This window comes from Pseudoalteromonas sp. BZB3 (assembly GCF_040104455.1).
Taxonomy (GTDB): domain Bacteria; phylum Pseudomonadota; class Gammaproteobacteria; order Enterobacterales; family Alteromonadaceae; genus Pseudoalteromonas.
Map to the genome: position 1 here is coordinate 92,978 of NZ_JBECOS010000016.1, position 21,736 is coordinate 114,713.

General features: G+C 40.0%; 18 protein-coding genes. 8 read left to right on the forward strand and 10 right to left on the reverse strand.

Going from position 1 to position 21,736, the window contains the following annotated elements; all coding sequences use genetic code 11:
* Positions 1–61: 61 nt before the first annotated feature.
* Positions 62–775, reverse strand: coding sequence for a UTRA domain-containing protein (locus tag ABMY35_RS18055; RefSeq protein ID WP_349287473.1), 714 nt, complete (start codon positions 773–775; stop codon positions 62–64).
* A 207-nt stretch (positions 776–982) separates the two neighbouring features.
* Between ABMY35_RS18055 and ABMY35_RS18060 the strand changes: the two genes are divergently transcribed.
* The 4 genes from ABMY35_RS18060 (at position 983) to ABMY35_RS18075 (ending at position 7,124) form a co-directional block, all read left to right on the forward strand.
* Positions 983–3,337, forward strand: a complete 2,355-nt coding sequence (locus ABMY35_RS18060; RefSeq protein WP_349287474.1) for a TonB-dependent receptor — start codon at positions 983–985, stop codon at positions 3,335–3,337.
* Positions 3,338–3,467: 130 nt separating this feature from the next.
* Positions 3,468–4,523 (forward strand): alkaline phosphatase D family protein, encoded by a 1,056-nt coding sequence (locus ABMY35_RS18065; protein ID WP_349287475.1) that lies wholly within the window; start codon positions 3,468–3,470, stop codon positions 4,521–4,523.
* A 19-nt stretch (positions 4,524–4,542) separates the two neighbouring features.
* Entirely contained in the window at positions 4,543–6,165 is a 1,623-nt protein-coding gene (locus ABMY35_RS18070) for an alkaline phosphatase (RefSeq protein ID WP_349287476.1), read from the forward strand.
* Positions 6,166–6,431: 266 nt separating this feature from the next.
* Positions 6,432–7,124, forward strand: coding sequence for a GGDEF domain-containing protein (locus ABMY35_RS18075; RefSeq protein ID WP_349287477.1), 693 nt, complete (start codon positions 6,432–6,434; stop codon positions 7,122–7,124).
* Positions 7,125–7,214: 90 nt separating this feature from the next.
* Here ABMY35_RS18075 and ABMY35_RS18080 read toward each other — a convergent pair whose 3' ends face one another.
* The gene (locus ABMY35_RS18080; protein WP_349287478.1) at positions 7,215–8,300 is read right to left on the reverse strand and encodes an MBL fold metallo-hydrolase; all 1,086 of its coding nucleotides are present in this window, start codon (positions 8,298–8,300) and stop codon (positions 7,215–7,217) included.
* Positions 8,301–8,523: 223 nt separating this feature from the next.
* Between ABMY35_RS18080 and ABMY35_RS18085 the strand changes: the two genes are divergently transcribed.
* Entirely contained in the window at positions 8,524–9,024 is a 501-nt protein-coding gene (locus tag ABMY35_RS18085; protein ID WP_349287479.1) for a CIA30 family protein, read from the forward strand.
* A 235-nt stretch (positions 9,025–9,259) separates the two neighbouring features.
* Here the strand turns inward: ABMY35_RS18085 and ABMY35_RS18090 are convergent, their stop codons facing one another.
* From ABMY35_RS18090 to ABMY35_RS18115, 6 genes are all read right to left on the reverse strand, one after another.
* Positions 9,260–10,276: a hypothetical protein gene (locus tag ABMY35_RS18090; protein WP_349287480.1), complete on the reverse strand. Its 1,017-nt coding sequence runs from the start codon at positions 10,274–10,276 to the stop codon at positions 9,260–9,262.
* Between the two features lie 245 nt (positions 10,277–10,521).
* Entirely contained in the window at positions 10,522–11,055 is a 534-nt protein-coding gene (locus ABMY35_RS18095; protein WP_349287481.1) for a GrpB family protein, read from the reverse strand.
* 17 nt (positions 11,056–11,072) lie between these two features.
* A complete protein-coding gene (locus ABMY35_RS18100; protein ID WP_349287482.1) occupies positions 11,073–12,071 on the reverse strand; it encodes a hypothetical protein in 999 nt (332 codons plus the stop codon).
* Between the two features lie 80 nt (positions 12,072–12,151).
* Complete coding sequence (locus ABMY35_RS18105) at positions 12,152–14,896, reverse strand: ATP-binding protein (protein ID WP_349287483.1); 2,745 nt, start codon at positions 14,894–14,896, stop codon at positions 12,152–12,154.
* Complete coding sequence (locus ABMY35_RS18110; protein ID WP_349287484.1) at positions 14,893–15,858, reverse strand: ABC transporter substrate-binding protein; 966 nt, start codon at positions 15,856–15,858, stop codon at positions 14,893–14,895. Before ABMY35_RS18110 ends, ABMY35_RS18105 begins: the two co-directional genes overlap by 4 nt.
* Before the next feature lie 113 nt (positions 15,859–15,971).
* Positions 15,972–16,853: a LysR family transcriptional regulator gene (locus ABMY35_RS18115; RefSeq protein WP_349287485.1), complete on the reverse strand. Its 882-nt coding sequence runs from the start codon at positions 16,851–16,853 to the stop codon at positions 15,972–15,974.
* 96 nt (positions 16,854–16,949) lie between these two features.
* On the opposite strand from ABMY35_RS18115, the gene ABMY35_RS18120 reads away from it, so the two are divergent.
* From ABMY35_RS18120 to ABMY35_RS18130, 3 genes are all read left to right on the forward strand, one after another.
* A complete protein-coding gene (locus tag ABMY35_RS18120) occupies positions 16,950–17,558 on the forward strand; it encodes a glutathione S-transferase family protein (RefSeq protein ID WP_349287486.1) in 609 nt (202 codons plus the stop codon).
* A 153-nt stretch (positions 17,559–17,711) separates the two neighbouring features.
* Positions 17,712–18,200: an RNA polymerase sigma factor gene (locus ABMY35_RS18125; RefSeq protein ID WP_349287487.1), complete on the forward strand. Its 489-nt coding sequence runs from the start codon at positions 17,712–17,714 to the stop codon at positions 18,198–18,200.
* Positions 18,201–18,204: 4 nt separating this feature from the next.
* A complete protein-coding gene (locus tag ABMY35_RS18130; protein ID WP_349287488.1) occupies positions 18,205–18,849 on the forward strand; it encodes a hypothetical protein in 645 nt (214 codons plus the stop codon).
* A 104-nt stretch (positions 18,850–18,953) separates the two neighbouring features.
* On the opposite strand, the gene ABMY35_RS18135 is transcribed toward ABMY35_RS18130, so the two are convergent.
* Together ABMY35_RS18135 and ABMY35_RS18140 are read right to left on the reverse strand one after the other, a co-directional pair.
* Positions 18,954–20,075, reverse strand: coding sequence for a DUF4405 domain-containing protein (locus tag ABMY35_RS18135; RefSeq protein ID WP_349287489.1), 1,122 nt, complete (start codon positions 20,073–20,075; stop codon positions 18,954–18,956).
* Positions 20,076–20,169: 94 nt separating this feature from the next.
* Positions 20,170–21,639 (reverse strand): winged helix-turn-helix domain-containing protein, encoded by a 1,470-nt coding sequence (locus ABMY35_RS18140; protein ID WP_349287490.1) that lies wholly within the window; start codon positions 21,637–21,639, stop codon positions 20,170–20,172.
* Positions 21,640–21,736 lie beyond the last annotated feature (97 nt).

Below are 21,736 nucleotides of genomic sequence, written 5' to 3' on the forward strand. Positions count from 1 at the left end.
TTCAGTAGTTTTACAATTTTTTTGTCGCGTTGAACAAATCGAGTGTACTAACTCAGGGTAATTAAAATTGAAGTTTGGCTTTGTTTTCAATCATTAAGGCATCATGGCGCCAAAATTCTCGGTCGAACTCAAAGGCCGTGCCTTGTTGATCTCTAACGATACGAGTGACTTTTAAGCCCAGAGCACCGTCGTAGGTGTCTAAGTGCTGTGCAATAGGATTGAACAAGCAACAAGACTCCACCGAGATATCGTAAAGCACCTTGTGATGTTGGTAGGTGTTTTTAAGTAACATGCTGATAGACAGTGATAAATCATGCTTGTCTATGTTAGGTAAATGCTTGTTACTAAAGTTTAGGTCTTCGACAACCACAGCGCGACCATCCACAGAGCGCACACGTAAAATGCTGGTTAGACTGGCTCTGCCATCGAGTTCAAGCGCTGTGGCTATCTCTTTACAGGGCTTTTGTTTTCTCTGCTCAAGTAGCACGGTACTAGGCTGAAATCCTTGCGCTGTGGTGTATTGTAAGAATGAGGCATGCTGCATGGGGTCGTATTTTAATTTTCTTGGGCAGACATACCAGCCACTGCGGTTTTTACGGTAAATAAGCCCCATATTTTCTAATTGCCCGAGCGCCTGTCTAAGTGTTGAACGGGCAATATCAAACGTTGCACAGAGTTCTCTTTCTGAGGGCAAGCTGCCTGTTAATAGCTGCTCTGTTATTTGTTTGGTTAGCACTTCACGCACTTGGGCGTAGGCAAAACTTTGGGTACTCATTTAGGGTTTTAATTCGCAAATTCACTTGGTTTATTTATTGGTATCACATCAGTTAAAACTGAACAAGCGCTCACCTAAAAATAGATTATTTGGTCCGTACCAGTTTTTTAAATAATACATATTTCTGTCAAGTCCCTGTAATAATTCACCGATAGTATTTTCGCCGTTCGTTACTTTGGTATGTACCAATTACTTTCTGGAATCATAATGAAAACTTTATACTCTACTGGCATCACTAAACCATCTTTACTGGCGCTTGCCGTTGCAAGCGCGTTATCTACACCTGTTTACGCAGAAGATGACAAAGCAAAGAAAGACCAAGAAATTGAAGAAATCACAGTTGTTGGTAAAAGCGTGTCATACGCAAACAACGCAACGTCAGACGAAATGTTCAAACAGCAATCGACTATGACCAGTGCAATGGCGATGATTGATAACCTACCGGGTGTATTAATCAACGAAGGTGATACATTTGGCTCTGATGATTGGTCAACAACAGTATCAATTCGTGGCTTCCAATTAAGTTTGGATGAGCAGCAAGTAGGTATTACCATTGATGGTATTGCTAACGGTAACTCAAACTATGGTGGTGGTGCTAAGGCAAACCGTTATATTGATACAGAAAACTTAATGGCTGTAGAAGTATCTCAAGGTACTGCTGACGTAGCATCTCGCTCAAATGAAGCGCTAGGCGGTACGCTGAACTTCACCACCATTGACCCAGGTACAGAAGAAGCGGTCATTGCGAGCTTGTCATTAGGCAACTTCGATGCGCAAAAATATTTCATGCGCCTTGAAACCGGCGAAGTATTAGATGACACATACGGTTGGTTCAGCTACTCAAATTCAAGTAACAGTGACTGGATCACAGGCACAGCAGAAAACAAGCGTGACCACTTTGCCGCTAAATTTGTAAAAGGCATGGACAGCAATCTAGAAATTACCGCTTACCTTTCTTACGACGACGTACATGAAGATAACTATCAGCGTGTTTCACTAGAAAGTTTCAAGCAAAACCCAGAATCAGATGGCTTATTGGGTGAATGGACTGGTGTACCTTACATTGACCAAGTGTATCGTCAAGGTTGGTCAACACTGCGTGAAAACCTATTTGGTTATATCGAAGTGGATACCATGATCGGTGAAGTTGAAGTAACGGCAAATGCTTACTTCCATAAAAACGAAGGTCGAGGTGACTGGGTACCACCTTATCTTGTTGATGTTACAAATGATGGCTCAAAAGGCCACAGTGAACTAGTTTCGGGCAATACAGCTCAAGGTGGCAGCTCGCTAGGTAAAATCTATTTCGTTGACGCAGATGGCAAGTCACTGACGCCTATTGCTGGCTGTGAAAGTTCAATTGGCTTCCCATACGGTGGTGCTGATGCAGAATACGATCCTAGCTGTTATGAAGATGGCGCACGCCCTGTTGGTTCTTACCGTAACACGCACTATCAAAAAGATAGATTCGGTATTAACGCAGATCTGACATGGGAAAAGCAAATTGGTAATAACACCAATGTGGTTCGTGCTGGTATTTGGTATGAAGACTATGAGCGCTCAGAATACCGTGATTGGCACAAAATCATTGACTCTAAGAGCAGCTATGAGTTTGATCATACACCTTATTGGATCCAGTATGACCGCACTTACCCTGTAGAAACCACCATGCTTTATCTTGAAGATTCATTCGAGATGGAAAGTGTCACAGTACGTGCAGGTCTTAAAAAGTACCTTGTTGATTTAGATAGTAAAGACACTTACACAGGCACCACGAAAGCGGTGAACTCAGATTCAGATGTTTTATTGTCAGCAGGTGCCGTATGGTACACCCCAGTAGATGGCCTAGAAGTATTCGCAGGCTATGCTGAAAACTTTGCTGCGATTAAAGACCAAGTGTTAGAAGCAGATGCATCAGCACTTGATAACGTAGAAGCTGAAACAGCTGAGAACATGGACTTTGGTGTGCGTTACGACAATCAAGACTTCAACGCCAGCATTACCTTATACAGCATTGATTTCCAAAACCGCTTAACCTTCATAGCGCCAGGTTCTGACTCTGGTAATGACTACTTGGTTGGCACAAACGGCAGCTATATCAATACCGGTGGTATCGAGTCATCGGGTGTAGAAGCTTCATTAACGTACTACCCAAGCCAAGAGCTATCTGTGTATATGTCTTACACAAGCAACAGCTCAGAATATACGGATGGTACTGTGGGCATAGCTGCAGGCAATACAGTATTCGGTTCAGTAGAAGACATGGCGGTATTATCACTTGATTGGCAATCAGAAGTTTACTCTGCGGGTATTTCGACAAAATGGCTAGGTGAGCGCTGGATGGATTCAGCCAATACTCAGCGTATCGATGCATACGCGGTGAGTGACTTATATGTAGGCGTTGATTTAGAAAACTTCGACAGTGCCCTAAAAGGCGCATCAATTCGCTTTACGGTCAATAACCTATTCGACAAGAGCTACATGGGCGGCGTAGCCGGTGGTTGGGGCGGCTGGATCGGCGCACCTCGCACAGCAGCGCTGAACTTCCAAACACGCTTTTAATCTCCAAATTGAGTAGTACAGGACGTGCTACTCCGTTTTTTAATAACAAAAATTAGTTAACAACACAGAGCCTTATTTCATTTTGAATGCGATAAAGGCTCTTTTTGCTTTAAATCATGCGAGTAACTCAATGAAACTGAGAACATTTTTAACAGTAAGCCTTATATCAATAGGTGGATTAGTCACTCAAGCTCAAGCAGCTGATCAAGTCGATAAAATTCTATTTGGCTCTTGTAGCCACCAAGATAAAGATATTCCGATTTTTGATGCCATCAACAAAGAGCAAGCTGACTTATTCGTGTTTTTAGGCGACAACGTTTACGGTGACACTGAAAACATGACCGTGCTTAAATCAAAGTACCATAAGTTGGGGATCAAGCCTGGTTTTGCACAATTACGCGCAAATACGCCTGTGATAGCGATGTGGGATGATCATGATTACGGCGAGAACGATGCAGGTAAAGAGTACCCGTTTAAAGAAGCATCTCGAAAAATTATGCTAGATTTTTGGCAAGAGCCCAAAGATAGCCCTCGCCGAACCAGAGATTCAGGTATTTATACATCGTATATGTATGGTGAAGAAGCACAGCGTGTGCAGGTGATCATGCCAGATTTACGCTGGAATCGTCCTGCGCTCAGTTCAATTGGCGAATTTCGTTATTGGTTAAATAGCTTCTTTAACAATGTCGGGCCATATCGTCCTGTTGATGACGCTACTTCTATGTTGGGCGAAGAACAGTGGCAATGGCTAGAGCAAGAGCTATTAAAGCCTGCGAAAGTGAAAGTGATTGCCTCAAGCCTTCAACTTATTCCCGACTTTACTGGTTGGGAAAGTTGGGCGAACTTTCCTGCAGACAGACAACGACTATTCGATTTTATTGAAAAGCATAAAATTGGTGGGGTGATCATGATAAGTGGCGACACTCATTGGGGTGAGCTGTCAAAGTACCAAGCTAAACAAAACTATCCTTTGTGGGAAGTAACCAGCTCGGGACTTACACAAAAATGGAAAGATGTGAGCCCTAATAAACACAGAGTGGGTGAGTCAACGTCTGATGTGAATTATGGCTTTATTGAAATTGATTGGCAGCAAGCAGATCCAAATATTGAGTTTGGCCTTAAAGATATCAACGGCGATGTGACTCACAAGCAAAGCATGCTGCTATCAGCGTTACAGTTTAAATAACACCAAGGAAAACGGTGATATGTTAGTTAGAAAACCAGTTTGGGCACTGGGCTGTGCCCTTATACTTATCTCAAGCTTATCGGCATGCTCGTTACTGAAAACTTCAGAAAATACAGCCCAGCCAGATATAAATAATCCGTCAAAAGTTAAAAATATTATCTTGATGATTGGTGACGGTATGGGTCCGCAACAAGTGGGTTTGTTAGAAGAGTATGCGACTCGCGCACCGAACTCTATTTACCAAGGTGACAATAGCGCCATAGCTAAGTTGGCAAACCTAGGTGTCACCGGTTTGTCACTGCATGGGCCTGCAGATAAGCTGGTGGTGGACTCAGCTTGCTCAGCAACCCAGTTGGCAACTGGAATTGCCGCAGGCAGTGAAATGATAGGGCTAAATCGGGCAGGATATAAAGTGCCGACGATTTTAGAAAAAGCCAAAGGGCTGGGGAAATCGACGGGACTTGTATCAGACACCCGTTTAACCCATGCAACACCTGCGGCATTCGCGTCGCACCTTATTCATCGTTCAATGGAAAATGAGATTGCTGAGCAGATGATCCAATCTGGGGTGGTTGATGTCATGTTATCGGGCGGTTTGCGTCATTTTGTGCCAAAAAATTATGCCTTGCCTGAACACCCCGAGGGCTTTGAAGCAAATTTAAAAGCCAGTGCACTTTCGCTGAAATCAAAACGTCGAGACGATAAAAACTTATTGGCTGAAGCAAGCAGTAAAGGCTATGAGCTTGCGTTTAATAAATCGCAATTACAACAAGCACAAAGCACAAAGCTACTGGGGCTATTTGCCAATAGTGCGATGGCTAATGGCATTGATACCTCTCATGGTCGTGTAAACGTTCAGCCAAGTTTGAGTGATATGACACAAACCGCCATCAGTACCTTGTCGAAAAACGACAAAGGGTTTTTCTTAATGGTAGAAGGTGGTCAGATTGATTGGGCTGGACATAACAATGATGCAGGCATGTTATTGCACGAAATGATCAAATTCGATAACGCAGTTAATGTAGTGCTGGAGTGGGCAAAAGGTCGAGACGACACAATCGTGATAGTAACCGCTGATCACGAAACCGGCGGTTTTGGTTTTAGCTATAGCGGTGCAGACTTACCAAAAGCTGAGCAGCTAAGTAATCATCAACAGGATGTTTATAAGCCAAACTTTAATTTCGGCGAATTGAGTATCTTAGATAAGTTATATGCTCAGCAAAAAAGTTATGGCGATATTTGGTATGAAGCCAAAGGCAATGCGTTTAAACCCACACCAGAAAAGCTCGTAAAAACAGTGAATAAGTATAGCGAGTTTGAAATTAACGAAGATGACGCTATGCAAATTCTAGCTGAGCAAAAGAATGCATTTTACCAACGGGGTCATAAGTCGCTGGGTTTGAAAACAGCCAGTAAAGTACATGACTTTGCGCCGTTTTATGTGTATTTAACTGAGCGCCCGCTCAACTTAATTGGCAGGGCATTGTCGAGTAAACAAAATATCGTCTGGTCAACGGGCACACACACGCATACGCCAGTAGGTGTGTTTGTTCTAGGCCCTGAAGCTTTGACTAAGCAGTTTAATGGTCTGCATACGCATGTTGAGCTTGGCAAAAAAATGCAGCGCCTTTTAATGCATTAGTAGGTTAAGAACTTAAATTTGAATGAAAAAGCACACTTTTAAACAAAGCGAGATTATTTAGGGTGCTAAATTATTTCGCTTCTTATCTTCTAAATGCATCTATCTACTCAAGTTTTTACTAAACAAAATTGCATAATTAGTTTCGAAAATATGAGTTTCATTATTTAGTTTAAATCTATAGTAATTAGATTATTTTTGACTAAAAGAAAAAAATCACTCTATGTTACAATTTCTTGTAGTCAAAGTAGGTAAAAAGAATACAAGTATTGTTGAGTGAATTAAAAGCAAACTTGCGCCGCAGGGCTAAGTTTGATGTTGTTGTTATTGCTATTATTTTATTGCTTGGTTTTGTTGTTGCTCAGCAGTTTGATTTTTTGGAATGGATTTACCAATCTTCCAGGCAATACGAGCACTATGAATTAGATGAGTTAGTGCCGACGCTACTTTTCGGCGTACTTGCGTTTGCTTATTTCAGCTATCGCCGTTGGCATGATGTTAAGCTCTTGAGTAAATACTTAGAGGAACAGTCTTTGACAGAGCCTGTCACCCACATCGCAAACCGTCGTGCCTTATTTGCTTTGTTAGAGCAGATAGCACAAGAGGAAAAACCACAACATGGTTTTATTCTAATATCGGTATTTGGGCTGGATGAGATTCGCAATAAACTGGGCTTTATCACCGTAGAACATATTGTGATCGAAATTTTGTACCTTTTAAATCAAGAGCTTGAAGACGAACAATTAATTATAGCTTGGCATACAGGTCAATTTATTGTGCATGCGCCAAATTATAACCAAGCTAAAGCCCATTTATTGGCTGAGCGTTTGGCGCAAGCTAACAAGGCTGCGACACAAGCGATTTTAAGGAAGCTCCATATTCAATCGGCAAGCACCATTGTAAATCGTAAAACCAGTGAAGCTGAGCTGCTAGAGCGTTTAGAAGATAACTTGCTTGATTAGTTGGTCTGGTTAAATAGCTTAGCTGGTGAGTTGGGTTAGCTGAAAGCTTACAACAAGAATAGAAAGCCCTAAATAGGGCTTTCTCTGTATTTATAACTTAACTGATTCACCTTCATTCAACACATGCAGCGGAATGTTTGAACTCATCTTCTTATACATGTGCATTAAACGAAATAGTGCCGAGTGCGATGTTTTATCACCCATTTGCCATGAAGAATTACCATAACCCCATGGGATCATCACTTTACAATTTAAGTCGGCAGCTGCGATAAGTGCATCTTCTGGTGTGGTGTGCACTTTTCGATACCATTTAGAGTGCTCTTCACTATGATAAGAGGCAATAGGAATTAAACACACATCCATATTCCCATATTTATTAGCAATGTCTTTGAAGTGAGGTGAATAGCCTGTGTCACCGGCAAAAAATAACTTCTTACCTTGGTGCTCTAATACCCAACCGCCCCAGAGCGTGGCGTCGTTATCTTCATGAATAAAAGGCACCATAATTCGGTTGCTGAAGTGATTAGCCGGAACAAAGTGAACATTCACTTCACCCACTTGCTTACTCGAATACCAAGCCATCTCTGTGATTTTATAACCGTCATTCGGAAAGTGATCAGCAAACCCAAGCGGCGTTAAAAATTCACTATTTTGACCTATGAGTGAAAGGTCGTCCTTTTTGAAATGATCATAGTGAATATGCGAGTACATGATGGCGTCAGTTTCAGCTAGCTGACTTTGCGTGAGTGTTGCATTGGGTGTACGACTAATATCAGAAACTAGGCTAAACGCCCAATTTACGGGCCAATCAAAGTCTTCAGAAACCGGATCGAATAAAAACTGCTGACCATTTGATGTGTTAATTTTGAAGCTAGCATGACCGAGCCACTGTACTGAGAAGCCAGTATTAATAGCTATTGTGGGATTGCTGCCAGTGAAAGCGCAATTTTGCATCTCAGCACTACATTCAATAACTGGGCTCGGCGGGTAACAATCTTTATCACAGGTGACGGGGTAATCTTTAAAATCATCGTAAATATTTTTAAAGCGATCGGTATAGCCATCAGTGGTCTTGTTTTTGACTACCGCGTTTTCTGGAATAAGGGTTTCAACCTGATTACTAACAGAGCAGCCTGCTAATGTCGCTAAAGAGAAAAGTAATGCTAACTTCTTCATTAGATTTCCTTGTTATAATTTTTTGCATGATTTTAACAGGTTTAACGAAACACTCTATGGTTTGACTGCGTTTAAATGTAAGCAAACATAACGGGTTAGGGGGAGTCTGTGTGTTTGATATGTAAATGCAATCTGAATGCTTACTTAGGTCGTACTGAAAGTTATATTTCATAAAGTGCGAATTGTTATGTGTTTTAAATCTGTGTTGTTTGGAGTAATTTTAATGGCGTCGTCTTTAGCGTTGGCAGAAACTAAGCTGACTCTACTTGATTGGTTTGTGGTTAATGACACCGTCATGGGTGGCCTTTCTGAGAGTCGTTTAGTTGTTGGTGCACACTCTGTAGAATTTAAAGGCGATGTGTCTTTGCGCAATAATGGCGGTTTTGCTTCTGTTCGTACGCCATTTAATTTAGAAAATAAAAACGCGGAACAGTTAAGTGTTGTTGTAAAAGGTGATGGAAAGCAGTATCAGCTTAGGCTAAGAGTTGACCAATATCTTGACGGCCCAGCCTTTGTTTATAAATTTCAAACCTTAGTAAATAAAACACAAACACTTGTTGTCACAGAGGACGACTTTACGCTCATGTACCGTGGCCGTGCTTTTTACGCTGACTATCAACTCAATTTTGATGATGTTAGATCTCTTGGTTTTATGATCAGTGAAAAGCAAGCGGGTAAGTTTTCCCTTGAGGTGCAGGCAATCACACCACTAGGAAAAATTTAGAGTAACGGTCTGGAAGCACTTTACTTTCGATAGAGTTGATAAATGTTCGGTTCCAAAGTCGTATAAATTACCATTGGTTAAATAGATAACAATGAGGCTGTCGGTCATGTTTTCTCTGAAAATTATGCTCCTTGCAAATTAGCCTTACGATTTTACTTTGTTTGATGTGAACAAAAAGAGCCGCATGACGAGAGGCTCTTTTGTGCTATTGGCTAAAACTTAAATAGCTCAAGACTTAGAAACGAACAACGGCCTTACCTGTTTGCGTAATACTCACATCTGAATTTTGGCTACTACTTAAAATAAGGTTACAGCGACCATAACTTGGTTTAGCTGTTATATTTGTCGGTAGTGTTATGCGAGGCTCAAGATAAGCATCGCATCTAAGTTGGGCCTGACCTTCACCTTTTAATGTCACTTCACTACGAGAAACACCAACACTCTTCGGCGTGTTTTTATCTAGCTTTACTCTTTGTGTAATCGACGGGGTTTGTTGGTAAAGCCCAGCAATATCGGCCATCGCTTTTTGCTGTGCTTGCTCTGAAATATTCACGCCTGGTACATGATTAAGTGCTAATAAAGCGCGTTTTGCGTTTAAAAAATCTTTTTGATAAAGATACAGTTGCATCAGATTTTGAATACAAGGTACGGCAAATTCTTTTGGTAAATGTTCACGTAAGAAGTAAGCGCGCTGCAGCTGCTTCTCATAGTTGTGCCAATCTTGTAGTGCATAAAAATATTGAGATTTCAGCCAAGCAAAAAGCGCTTGTTCATTGAGATTTTTAGTGTGACTTTGCAGTTCTCCAAAGTGTTTGTATGCTTTCTCTAGTTGCTGAGCTTTAATCAGTTTATCAATGACATCATAATCGCTAACAAACCCTTTAGAAGCACGATTATTGTTTGAGTTTGTAGTAGGTGCTGTTGAGTAAGTATAAGAGAAAAAGCGTGCCGCATCATGGGCTTTGCCTTGGTAAGTAGCTGCTTCGAACTCTAGATTGCTTAAGTAGTTCTTGGCCTTTTCAGTCGTCGGCTTTACTTCAGAATCGAATAAAACGGTCACTTCACCTAAAGAACCGTCGGCTTTAACAATATAATTGACGAGCGTATAGCCTTCGTGGCGACTCAGCATAGAATCGGATTTGAATTGCGCGTTGTTGTTTTCGATGACTTTGATTGGTGTGCTTGGTTGAGCTGATACGCTAAATGCAGAGCATAAAAAAGTAGTAACAGCGCAAAGTTTTAGTGTTTTCACAAATGGATCCCTATGTGTTTTGAACGCGAGAAAAGCGCTATACCGACAATAATAACAATATGAATTGTATTAATACATTAACCTGAGCTCTGGATAATAAATATATCTCCAGCGGCTACTTTCAACGTTAACTGCGTTGAACTTACTTGCAATAGGCACGCTATTGTCGCGTAAATTCGCCTAGTTATCGCTAAAAGTCTCCGGCTGCAGACTTTAGACATCTCTTAACCAAAGCTCAGGTTAAATTACGGTTTTGCCATCTCTTGTAAAACACTTTTCACAAAAGGTGATTTTGCTTTTCCGTAGTCATCTTGCACAGTCAGCCCATCAGCAATAACCTGCTGTTTTGTCTCCTCGTACTGGGCGCGCGCATTGGGGTTATTGAGCATGTGCGTTTTAAAGTTAACTTGCTTTAAATGCTCCTCGCTGCCCAGTTCAATAACATGTGCGTGAATTTGAAAGGTTTCATTTTTAAAAATAACGGCAATATCTTTGCGAGGACGATTTTCAGGAAATGGTTTATTACTATGTTGGTCGCTAAATCCAATGTTTCTTAAATGCTCGACCGCTTCAGTTAGCTGGCTAGCTTTATACAATATTGATATATCAATGATGCCTTTGCCCGCTACTTTAAAAGAGCTAGACCCAAAGTGTAAAAACTCAAAATCAGGGTGCGCTAGCTCTGCAATCACAGTTTCTGCAACCTCTAAAAAGATGTCACGCCAGGGGTTAAAGCTTGCAGGAACTAGCTGATAGGGAATAAATTTAATTTTCGACATACTTTGCTCAGTTGCTTTTAGTTTGTTGTTTTATCTGATGCTTTGTTAAGGCTGTTTAACAGCATAGATGGACTTTCTACCCCTAGGTAAATTATAGATTTTTCATCAATTGGGCTTTTTAGCTTTATCTCAATATTGGGCACGCCTGAGAAATTATACCTGTTAACTTCATGGCTTCTTGGCACAAATTCATGATGAGGTGATACGGTTTCAATATTTTCCAGCGAGATATAAAGCGGATTATAAATACCGTATCTAACGATTAAGTGAGTTTTAGTGAGAGAAATTGGACGGCGTGACATAGCTCGATATTCACCAATAAATAGTACCAACCCAAAAATTGATAATAAAGAGATAACATTGGCAGCCAAAGGGGACCATGCAAAATGCAAAACCAGGTGTGCAATGGGGATCTCGAACACCATCAAAAAGATAAACCCCAGTGCATTGCCTTTTGCGTCATCTTTGTTGGCATACCAAAAGTGTTGTTCGCCAATATAGTTTTCACTCTTTATTTTATTAGCGAATAAGCAAAACACCCACATCCGCATATCAAATTGCATTAAGTTAAATACAGTGCCGGATTTTAACCAGCGTTTTAAAGGCATTATCAAACTCTCATCGGGATCAGCGTGAGTATTTAAATCCGCTTTAATTGCAGCTATTACTGATGCAACCACAACAACTTCAATAAAGAGTACTAGAGCTAATACTAGATAACGCGCTTGCTCTAAATAGTGCCAAATTAACTTTTGCTGAGCAGGTATGAAGTAAGCACCGAAGAGAATGAGTAATGCGCAATAGGCTATTGCTTTAATTGTTGCTTGTTTTTTATCTGTTAAGAAAACATAGCAAATCAAAGGAAGAGTAATGAATGCATCAATGAGTAACGGCCATTCAGGCTTGTAGGTACCATATTCATTTATAAAAGAGGGCGAACTATAAAAACAACTATAAACCGCAATTAGGCACAGGAGAAATAAAAAAGGTAAACGTTTAACAGATGTGTTAAGCACAGGTACTTCCTTTTAGGTTAAATTGATAGCCTAATATGGGGTCTAATCTTATCGCCTTCTTAAGTTCGGCTCAATAAAGTTTATACAGTGAAGCGCTCTAATAATGCGATAAAGTCTCGTTTTATCAAAGGCTTACTAATATATTCGTCCATGCCCGCATCAAAACACTTTTCTTTGTCGCCGTTCATGGCGTTAGCTGTCATAGCGATGATTGGAATATATTGATTATGCTCACCCGCTTCGCGTTTTCTAATTCTTCGCGTTGCCTCGTAGCCATCCATTACTGGCATTAAGCAGTCCATTAAGACTAACTCATAGTAGTTATCTTCATGCTCTTTTAATTTAGTTAGCGCTTCTAGACCATTATTCGCAAAATCGAGTTGTTCAACGGCACCGTTTAACATTTGTGTAACGACGATTTGATTAATCGGCATATCTTCCACGACGAGAACATGCTTAAACAAGGTTGTTTGATCTTTAGTTTGAGTAGTCGCATTCTGAGTGACATGGCTATCCTCGGTTTGCTCTAGCTTATGCACGATATCGAGTAGAGAGCAGGGGGTTTTACAGTATTTAACTTGTTGCACATCAGCTTGTTTAAAGTGCCCTTCAATCGAGGTATTAAAAGGTAATAAGGTGACGGTATTAGCAATGTGTGAAGAGACAAACTGGTCTATATGTTGGCTATCCTCTGTGGACCAATTTAGTAGATAAAAGTGTGAAGATAATTGCTCTTCATTGAGCTTTTTAATATTTTCATCAAGCAGTTTAATGTTTTTATGTCTATGCATGGCAATATCAAACTTACTTAAAATTCGCTCACACGCATTTAAGAAGCTCGAATTAATGTCTACAAAGTGGAAATGTTTTGCTGTGAAATCATGGAATATTGAATGCTGTAATTGCTGATTTTCTGAGTTTTTACTAGAGAGTGGCAAGATGACGATAAACGTACTGCCTAACCCTAGTTTACTTTTTACGGCAATTTCACCTCCTAATAACTCGCAAAGCTTACTAACAATACTTAGCCCTAATCCAGTCCCCCCAAACTGTCTTGTCGTGGATGTATCTGCCTGTGAAAAATGCTCGAAAATTAAGTCACATTTATCCTCGGATATGCCTATCCCTGTATCTGATACTTGGAGTTTTATTTCTGGTGCGTGATGACCTTTTGAATATACATACTGAGCTTTGACAACAATTTCGCCAGACTCTGTAAATTTGACAGCATTCCCGATTAAATTAGTGAGTATTTGCTTTATTCTGACTGAATCAGAAGAGATGATAGGCAAAGTGATCTCATCAATATCTAAAATAAGTGCGATATTCTTTTCATGGGTTTGCTTGGCAAACGAAGTTGCAGTCTCTTTGATTAATTTCACGACATCAAATTCATTGATATCAATTTCTAATTTACCTGATTCAATTTTTGAAAAGTCTAATATATCGTTAATAATTCGCATTAAAGAAAGCGCACTACGGCTGGCGATATCAACTTGCTCGGTTTGTTCTTTGTCTAATGGAGTATTTTTTAAAGAATCTAACATACCAAGTACACCGTTCATGGGCGTTCTTATTTCATGACTCATAGTCGCTAAAAAGTCAGCTTTGGCTTTTGAAGCATTTTCGGCTTGTTCTTTGGCTTCTTCAAGTGCCCAGTTATTAAACTCCATATCTGAGGCGTATTTAGCTAATTGCTCTTCTGAGTTTTTGAGCTCAGTGACGTCTTCAATACAGGCAAATACCCCCTCAACGTCTCCGTTAAGTGCAAAATCAGGAGTGTAGGTGGTGATCAGATACTTTCTAACACCGCCTATTGTGACATCAATTTCAAATGCAGTTTCATTACCTTTTAAAGCATTAAATAGATGATCTTGAATTCTGTCATAAATATCGACGGGTAGAACAGATTTGACGGTGTTTCCTACGATGTCGTGTTCATTCAACTTAAATAGCTGGCAGTAGAGTTTATTTGCAAAACGGTATTTCTCTTCATTATCTACATAAGTTAGAAGTACAGGGACATGCTGCGTGATCCCATCAATATAGTGCCGCGTTTTTTCTAATTGCTCAGCTCTTTCTTGCGATTGCTTAATGGCTTTATTATAAGAAGTTGCAACCCTCGCAATGACATCTCCACTTTGCCGTTTGATGATACCTTTAGGGATTGGTAGACCTTTTCGAATGGTAGCACCAATTTTAGTGAGGGGGCTGGTTACAAAGTAATTGAGTAGCCAAAATGACAGGCCAACCATAATAGAAATAATGATTAAAAAGTTATACGTGAAGCTGCCTAATTGTTGGTTCAGCTTTTCTTCATGTTGAGTGGAATCTATATGTATCCAAAAGTAATAAGCGCGTAATCTCCTTATTTCGGGGTCAACGAGGTATAACCATGACAATGCATACCAGTTTTCATCATGGTGATAAATTACCCTGACTTTGTCACTTAACTGTGACTTATAATGCAATAACTCGTCTAGTTCTTTTTTTCCTAGTGTTTCTGAGTCAAGTAAGCTTCTTTTTTGAATAAAAAGCCTTTTAGATGCCACAATATCAAGAGATTCAGGGGAAATGATCATAATATCTTGAATGGCGCTATTACTCGATAACGCAGCAAGCACGCGCTGTAAATTTTCTCTAGAGGCGTCGACTTCTGCAGAGATACTCATGCTGGTGATCACGTTATCCACCAAAGAATCAATAAAGCGCTCGTGTTGTAATCGATATTCGTCAGCAATAAAGCGTGTGAAAAGCAAAAAAGAGCTTATACCAAGCAAAAGCAAAGGAATGGTCGATTTAAGATAAAGCGAGTTTTTAATCATTTACTTTGTTCTAGTGGCTTAAGAAACATGCTTGGCACAAAATCACATGACTTATCGATTGATTTAATGCGCCATAAGGTCTCGCAGACTTGCTCTGTGACACTTTTAAGAAAGTCATGAGAAATTAACTCTGCTTGTGTATCACCTGTTTGCATCTCAAGGTTGTTGAAGGCATCAGAGAAATCAGCAACCTCTAAGCCTTCTAATTTAGCCATTTTTGTCATAGCTTCATCTGGATGAGTTTGAATAAATTCATAAGACAACTGCCAAACTTGCCAGAGCTTTTCTAATGTTTCTGGGTGCTGTTTTAGGTAACTTTGTGAGATGCTGACAATATCAACCACTTCTTTTGGGATCTTGGCACTGTCAAAAATGACATGGTAATCAGGATTCTTTAATAACTCTGTTGAAATGGGGGGGTAGGTAACAAACGCGGAAATATCTCCTTTGTTCATTTCCTTGATACCAGACATCTGTTCAACATTTTTAATTGTGACGTCATCTAAACTTAGGTTATGTTTTTGTAGCCCCCTTTGTAGCACGTAAATACCGAGTGAAGAGACCTCAGTACCAACAGTTTTTCCTTTTAAATCTGTAATGCCTGTAATTGATTTGTGAGCAATAATTGCATCTCCACCTAACGAGTAATCAGTAATTAACGCAATGGTAAGCGGCCTTACTGCAAAAGATTGAATCTGAATGGCTTCAATTAAGGTGCTGGCGAGGCCATCTACCTTGTTATTCAAATAAACTCTTTGCGTATCGGCTAAAGAGGCAACTCTAACAAGCTCAATATTAAGCCCTGCTTGTTCAAAAAAACCTTTTTCTTTTGCCAAGTGGAGTACCTCATAACCAGGCCAAGGGTTGATGGCGATACGTAACGTTTGTGGTGGGTCGCTTTTGCAAGATATGAGAAAGAAAAGAGAAGCAAAGAGGATTATTTTTTTTGACAGTAGCGACATAACTTTGGGTCTAATAGCGCAATAGTATTCTAAGTATTGACCAATTCCTAGCTCTGGCAAGGCGAACGGATTGACTTTTAGTTTGGATCGAAGAATTTTAATCGCTCAAGTCGTTAATAATAACGACTTGTTTCGCCTGAAAATCTTCGTTCATATTGTGAAAAATGTTCAATTAAAAAAGATTTAATAGCCATGATTTTGGCGGCTTCTTTCAAATCATAGTGATAAAGCAGCCATAAACTCCAAATGGATGGAGGTGAGGTGATATTGAGCCTTCTCAAATTCCTGTATTTAGATTGGTCAGCTAAACCACAGGGTAATTTGGCAATTCCTAGACCTTGATCTGCTGCACTGATCAATGCTGCTAGATTATCAAATCGAGCGATTATTTGGGTTTTGTCAAAGTGGTCTTGATACCAATCTTTATCGAACTCCAACTGCCATAGTAATAGATTATCGACTTCTCTTGACTGCTTTAAGTAGCTTTCGCTGGCATAGAAGCCCCAATTAGATGCAAACAGCTTTTTACCAACTAAGTCTGATTGGGTTGGTTCAGGAGTAAACCTGAGCGCGATATCGGCTTCTCTGGCATTGAGGTTTTTTTGACTGGTGCCCATCATTAAATTGAGCTGAATATGTGGAAAGCACTGATAAAATTCATCAAGTAGCGGGAGTAGATAATCATGCCCTAATTCAGGGGTTAAGGCGATGCTCACCTCTCCTTGTAAGCTTTGGTTTTGACCATCGAGTCGTCGCTCAATATGACCTTGCAAGCTTTTTAAATTTTCAATATCGGGTAACACTGAGCGACCAATTTGAGTTAATTGATAACCTTTAGGAACCCGTTCAAACAGGGTCGCATTGAAACGCGCTTCAAATGCTTGAATTCTTCTGGCAATCGTTGTGTGCGTCACATTGAGCTGTTTAGCCGCGGCCGACAAGCTGCCGTGAGTGGCCAGTGCAAGAATATATTGATAATCGTCATCTAAGTTCATCTGTGCATTTTTGCACAAAAGATATGCAAGAAGTAGTAATTTTTTTTCCTCAAAAAAAGTCGTAAATTAATCCTAAATTAACTAAAAGGATGAATTATGTATACCCTTTATCATTGCCCAATTACTTGCTCTACAGCCGTATTAATTACTTTAGAGATTATTGGTGTGAAGCATAATGTTGAGATCATCGATCTATTTCAGAATGAACAATTTAGTGAACATTTTTTAGCAGTGAACCCACTCGGTAAAGTACCGGTGTTAAAAACCGATGAGCACATTTTAACCCAAGGTGAAGCGATATTAATCCATTTATCGCAAAAGCACCCAGAGGCTGCTTTGATCCCCTATTTAGCAACAGCTGAGGGCGCTGATGCACTTAAGTGGTTAAACTTTGTTGCATCAACGGTACATGGGCATTTTTCTCGTGTATTCCAGCCAGAGCGTTTTGCTAATGAGCATGAGGTGGTTAAAGCTAATGCCGAAGAGGAGTTAGTGAAACTATTCGGGTTGATTGAGCAGCAGCTTCAGAAACAACCATTTTTAGCGGGCAGTTTACCAACATTGGCTGACTATTACCTCGCGGTGGTTTTAGGGTGGGAAAGAATGTTGAGCTTTGATTTAGTTGAGCGCTTTCCTGAATTAAAAGATTACAAACAGCGCTTACAGCAAACGCAGACCAATTCACCGACATTACTATCACTCTAGCACTTTTATAACCAAGCCAGCTTTTAGGTTTAGATGGCTTTGCGCCTCATCCGCGCGAAAAAAAACTTTCTTTCGAAAAAAACTTCCCACAAGCTGTAATAAATACCATCTGCTATCTACTAATTAGAAAAAATACAAAATGGAACGAGGTGAATGGGAAGCGATTTTTATCAGCAATCAATACTGCCTTATGCGGGGATCATCATCAAAATTTGTCGGGCATACACGCATAGCCAAGAAGATTTTGAAGATTACTACCAGGAGGTGTGCCTACAAATTTGGCGAAGTAGAGACAATTTTAATGCGGAGTCTAAATGGTCAACATGGATTTATAAGGTTGCTTTAAATGTTTGTTTGACCCATTTAAAACAGCGTAAAAGAGGTGAGCAGCAATTTGTATCTGATGCATTACCGGATGAAGTGCATGACGACGCTAAGGCATTTGGCTCTGATGATATTAACCTACTTTATAACGCCATTAAGCATTTGTCAGAGATAGATAGAGCAGTGATCCTACTTTATTTAGAAGAGAAATCTTACGCTGAAATTGGCGAAATTATTGGTGCTAACACAAACAGTATTGGCGTACGCATTACACGTATTAAAGAAAGATTAAATAAGTTTATAAAAGCGCAGGAGTGAACACATGAGTAAGTCTATTGAAGCAATGTGGAAACAAGGTTTTGTGACTGAAGGTGAGCTATCAGCACCAAAAGTGAACGACTTATATAATAGGAAGTCGCAAAATATCGTAGATAAACTGCAAAATATGTTTGCAGTTAATATTAAAGCCATTGTGATTGGTGCTTTAGTCATGCTGGTGGTGATGAGTTTAATCGGTGCACCTTGGTTAGGCTTGTATATCTGTGTATTGCTAGCACCGCTTGTGCTGATAGCGAGAAAAGAGCTCACTAAATCACATAACTTATCGAAAGGGCAGAGCAGTTTAGAGTATTTAGAAAGCTTTGATACTTGGCTTAAAAACTCAATGGATACATATTCGAAGTACTACCGATTTTTTTATCCGCTGTTTTATATCGGTATGGTAACACAAGGGCTAGCGAGTAATGCGGGTGGTAAAGTGATGGCTTTGCTTTTGAAGCATTATCCGACAGAGTATGTATTGTTAGATATTCCAGGTTATGTTTGGGCGATTATCACAGTACTATTTTTGTTGGTCGTGCGATACTCAGAAGCTTTGTATCGGTTAGATTTAGACATCATTTACGGTAGGCAATTTAAAAAGCTGGAAGAATTAATCACAGATATGCGGGCTTTAAAAGCACAGTAGTAATGTGCTTAAGATAAGTTATCTGGCATTTATTTTATAACACTTCAATTAATTAAACTTTTCAATTAAAACGGATAGCGCAGCCAGTTGGCTGCGCTTTTTTGTTATAGGGAATGAGAGACTAAGATCCTATCAACTAACTCTAGTGCGGTGGTGAAGTTACTGAGATCAGTTCGTACATCGCCATCTTTGCCTGAGTGGTGACCGTGACCGATAAGCTGCATTTGCTGTAGTTTCTTTGGCTGGTCAAAATCGATGATTGCTTGATAAATAAGCGAGGGTTGCGCAGTGTAGCCGTCGCCTGAATATACAGGATCGTCAGGGAATCGGTCACTACTGTAGTACGTGTTGTAATCGAATGAATGGTTTATCTCAAATCGAATACGGTATTGACCTGTCAGTGAGGTCGGCAGTTGAATTGAGTAAATGAAATTATCTGTCATGGTTGCGCCACTGAAGCCGTCAACAACTAGTTTATTATCAATTGGCAGGTAGAAGCCATTACTGGCTTGCACACCAAGTTGATGTAAAAACACAGGCAGCGATTCTGGGCGCATGCGAGTATCTTTTGATTTTGCATCTTCACCACCGGTTAATGCCTCTCTACCAATTGCATTTTGGCCGATCAGTAAATGTTCATTGAATACTTGATCAGGATTTACTTTAGAGACTTTATTGGTGAAATTATTTGTGGCGATTTTCTCTGTGACATAGAGCGGCTGAACAAATTCACCGTCTAGGGTTTCTAACCAAAACGCATATTGTGGCCACATAAAGTAAGGGCCTTTTTTCAACTCTAAGGTAATCGTTTGTCCGCTGGCTTCTGCTGGAGTAATTACACGCTCGACATATTTTAGCTCTTTATCTTGGTCTGCTTTATCTGCGGCTTTTAGGGTTTGGCCCCAAGTGTAAACTTGCATAGCAGGTGGTAGAAAGAAAAATGGTGATGCCAACAAATAACCTACCAATAAAACGGCTAGCGGCATGGCAAAGCTGACTTTGCCCATATGTTTCTTTAATGGGTTTAAATAAGAGAAGAGAGGTTTTGAATTTTTAAATAAGTGCCATACGATAACTAAAATCATGGCTGCGCCAATTAAAGTGTGAATAAGCGCAATCACAGCATCATGTTGTTGACTGTATAACAATACAGAGGTAACCAACATAACAATGAAAGCTAAGAATAGTAGAGTGCCGATAAATACTCGGGCATTAAAAAATGACATAGTGACTCCTTTTGAATTACCTCTTTGTCGCTTACATGAAGTAATAAAAGCCACTAAAGCTTTCTAAAATTATCTAAGGTTATTGATTTTATTGTTAATAATTTAGAGTGTTTAAGTATTTGAGTTGATTTGTAAGCGCTCGACTTCTAGCTATTTGCTTGGCTGTGTCTAATGCAATATTGAACTCATCGAGTTTGTTTTGTTTCTTGGCAAGTAAAGCAAGGCTTGCCCAAATGCTGCTTTCGCCAACTGGGCAGCGTAAAACTTGATGATGTTTTTTTGCTTCGAGGTAATACGTTTTGGCCAATTCGTATTCACCTTGATGCTGAGCAATTCGTGCCAACAGATCTTTCGAGTAGGCCATAAATAGCCAATCATTATTGCTTTGAGCTACTTTCAAAGCTTGCTCAACTCTTGATTTAGCCAGCTCTTCATCTCCCTCAATAATGGCGTGAATGGCATTGAGATAATGCAAGCGACTTAACTCATTTTTGTCATTAAGCTTTTGAGCGAGTGGAATAGCCAACATAAGGTGTTTTTTTACTGCAGAGTAATCTTTTAACTCAAAGAGTGTGTTGATTAAGAGCCGTTGCGCAGTCAGGTTTTCAGGGTCATGCGCGATAATACTCTCAAGCAAAGGCTTTGCAGCTAGATGGTTGTCTTCAAGTTTTAGGTCAATGGCTACCCCTAACATCTCATGATTAAAATCGGCATGATAGTTGTTGGCTTGAAGGGAGCTTTCTTCGCCTAATTGTTCTGCTAGTTTATCGCTAAATCCATCAATCACACCTTGAATGTTACGACCAAACAACACACCTTTTTGTTGAGTATTTCTATAGTGCAGGATATAACTTAGTTGATAGTCGTGAGGTGAGCCGGACAGTTTTGAAGAGACAACCAACTCAGCACCAGATACGGTAAATATCTGTTGGATATGCTCTGGTTGAACATTATTCAAAGGCGCCCCTGCTCGCTCTAGCACTTCCAGCACATAATCGGTCTGTAATACACCATGCTCTTGATTATTGGGTAAACGCTGTATGACCTGGTCCATTAACCCTAAACGAATCCAGCTGTGATCGTTCCCTTCAATTTGATTTTGCGTCGGTAAAATGACAACAGAACCAGCCACTGTATTTTTTTTAGGCTGTTCATGCTGTTTTAAAGAAAAGTAATACAGTACAAAGATAAAAGCGATTACTATGCTACAAATAATCACTGTAATAGTGTGTCGGTTGATTTTATGTTTTGGTTCAGAGGTCGCAAACTTAGAGACATCAGGTAACCACACATACCCTTGCTTGGGTATGGTTTTTATAACTTCTTCATTGATAAATATCTGTCTTAGTTCATTGATCGATTGAAATACAACTTGCTCGGCGACAACAGAGTCAGCCCACACAGTATCAAGAATGTGCTGTTTACTAACAGGTTTTCCTGCATTTTCTAGAAGCAATATCAATAATTGGCAAGTCTTCGGACGAATTGCAACCGCTTCGCCACCTATGCTTTGCAGCGTTAAAGCGTGAGGATTAATATAATAATCTAAAGTTTGATACTGCAATGCGTTGTCCGATTTTACTTTTTTAGCAAAGATACAGTAAAAGAACCGCGAAGTTAATCAAGTACATTATTGAGATAGGTACAACACTGGGTTAAAA